The organism is Clostridium sp. HV4-5-A1G (assembly GCF_900184915.1).
GTDB lineage: Bacteria > Bacillota > Clostridia > Clostridiales > Clostridiaceae > Clostridium_B > Clostridium_B aromativorans.
Genome location: NZ_FXYI02000297.1, coordinates 1 through 2,478, shown reverse-complemented (window position 1 = coordinate 2,478; position 2,478 = coordinate 1). Strand labels below are relative to the sequence as shown.

General features: G+C 27.8%; 3 protein-coding genes. All 3 read left to right on the top strand.

What is annotated here, in order from left to right:
• Positions 1-149: 149 nt before the first annotated feature.
• A complete protein-coding gene (locus J5G60_RS17930; protein WP_150358057.1) occupies positions 150-875 on the top strand; it encodes an HAD-IB family hydrolase in 726 nt (241 codons plus the stop codon).
• 70 nt (positions 876-945) lie between these two features.
• On the top strand, positions 946-1,599 hold the full coding sequence (locus tag J5G60_RS17925) for a ribonuclease H-like domain-containing protein (RefSeq protein ID WP_150358058.1): 654 nt from the start codon (positions 946-948) through the stop codon (positions 1,597-1,599).
• Positions 1,600-1,677: 78 nt separating this feature from the next.
• Positions 1,678-2,376, top strand: coding sequence for a FadR/GntR family transcriptional regulator (locus J5G60_RS17920; RefSeq protein WP_150358061.1), 699 nt, complete (start codon positions 1,678-1,680; stop codon positions 2,374-2,376).
• Positions 2,377-2,478 lie beyond the last annotated feature (102 nt).

Sequence of the window (2,478 nt, the reverse complement as noted above, 5' to 3'; positions counted from 1 at the left end):
ATATCATATTTAGAATGTACTGTCAATAAATCAAAATATATTTTTATTTTTAATATTTTATCTAAAGACTTGTAAAACTAATGTACATATATGTGCTAAAATAATATTATAAAATAGAATTCTTTTATTAAAGAGGAGAAATAACAAATATGAACACTGCAGCTTTTTTTGATATTGATGGTACTTTATACAGAGAAGGACTTATAACAGAGGTTTTTAAAAAATTAGTCAAATATGAGATAATACCTGCTGAAAGATGGTATAAAGAAGTCAAGCCAGAGTATGATAGATGGGATAAGAGGAAGGGAAATTATGATAACTATCTTTTAAAAATGGCAGATATATATATTGAGGCTATAAGGGGGCTTCATAGATCCCAGGTAGAATTTATAGCTAAAAATGTAGTATCACAAAAGGGAGATAGAGTATATTCTTATACTAGAAATAGAATAAAATGGCATAAAGAAAAAGGGCATAAAATATTAACTATATCTGGAAGCCCTGTAGAACTAGTGAGAGAAATGGCTATTAAACATGAATTTGATGATTATGTGGGTGCTGTATATATCAGGGATAAAAATGAGGTATATACAGGAGAAGTTATTCCCATGTGGGATAGTGAAAGCAAGAAAAACTCCATAAATATGCTCGTAAAAAAATATAATATAGATTTAGATAAAAGTTATGCTTATGGAGATACCTCAGGAGATTTTTCAATGATGAAAATGGTGAAAAATCCTGTATGTGTGAACCCAACAAGGGAACTTGTAAAGGAAATATTGGATGATTCAGAATTGTGCAAGAAGGCACATATAATAGTTGAGAGAAAAGATATGATATATAAATTAAAGGCAGAAGATGTAAATTATATATGAGTTATAATACAACTGAATATGAATAAATTTAAAATTGTGTACTTTAAAATAGTTAGAAAAGAGTGGTAAAGTGATAGAAAGAATTAATGATATTTGTGTAGAAAAACCATCTATTGAGAATTCATTAAAAGTAGGTGACAATGAATGTATTATTAAGGATGCTGTTTTTTTTGATTTAGAACATTATATATACAAAAAACCCATATGCGTAGGTGTATTTGGTTCTTGTTTTTATGATTATAAAAATGAAAGTTTAAAAGTAACTCAATATATGATAGAAAATAAAAAAGATGTAAAATCTATACTTAAATTGTCAAAACAATATTTTAAGGCCATGATTGAAAAAGGCAAAAGATATATAGTTACTTTTTCAGGAAATAATGATTTTACTGTTATAAACTATCTCTTCAAAAAATATAACTTGGAGTTTAACATACAGGATTATTTTACGAGTATAGATTTACAGAAGCAATATGAAAATAAAATCCATAAATCTATAGGATTGAAAGCATTGGAAAAAGAATTCGGAATTACTAGAGAAAATGGAGTTATAAGCGGATCAAATCTGGCTAAAACTTTTAGTAAAATAGTAAAAGACAGTGAATATATAAATAGAATGCCAAATATTAAAAAGCAAAAAATATTGCTTTATAACGAACAGGATGTGGTAAGTCTATTTGATATATACACCAAATGGAATGACGTGTTTATAAATTCTATATAAAGTACTTTAAAAAAAATATCAAATATTGTAATATTAATATATAGATATCATATATATTATAAAGAGGTGACTAAGTTGATTTTTACTCCTATAAAGAATACAAAGGTATATGAACAAGTAATAGAACAAATTGAAAATATGATTATAGATGGGACTTTAAAGAAAGGAGATAAACTTCCTTCTGAAAGAGAGTTAGTGGAACATCTTCAAGTGAGCAGAACTTCCATAAGAGAGGCATTAAGAGCTCTGCAGGTTATGGGACTCATAGAAAGTAGACAAGGTGAGGGCAATTTTATAAAACAAAGTTTTGAGAATAGTTTGTTTGAGCCTCTCTCGGTGATGTTTATGCTTCAAGGGGGGAATCCAGAAGAAATAATAGAGGTAAGAAAACTTTTAGAAGTGGAAACCGTTTCTCGGGCTGCTGTAAAAATAAATGAGGAACAGCTGAAAAATTTAAAAAAATTGTCGGATGCTTTTAAAACTTCTAAAGATGAGAATAATAATGTAAAATTTGACAAACAATTTCATTATGAAATTGCACAAGCTGCTGGAAATTTTTTAATAATAAATATTTTAAATGCTATGTCTTCTTTAATGGACTCTTTCCTAAAGGATGCCAGAAGAAAAATACTGGTAAATAAAGAAAATTTAAAAATTCTCGCTGAACAGCACGGTAGAATATATGAGGCCCTTAAGCTGCATGACGCAAAAATGGCTTCGGATGAAATGAATAAACATTTAGCATTTACCAATATGTACATTAAAAAGAACATGTAAAAATTTTTTGGATATACAGTTTACCTTAAAATAAGGCAAAATTTTTTTATATATAATAGCTGTCTCTTATACAAATATCAGAGACCACGAGACAGTACTAGA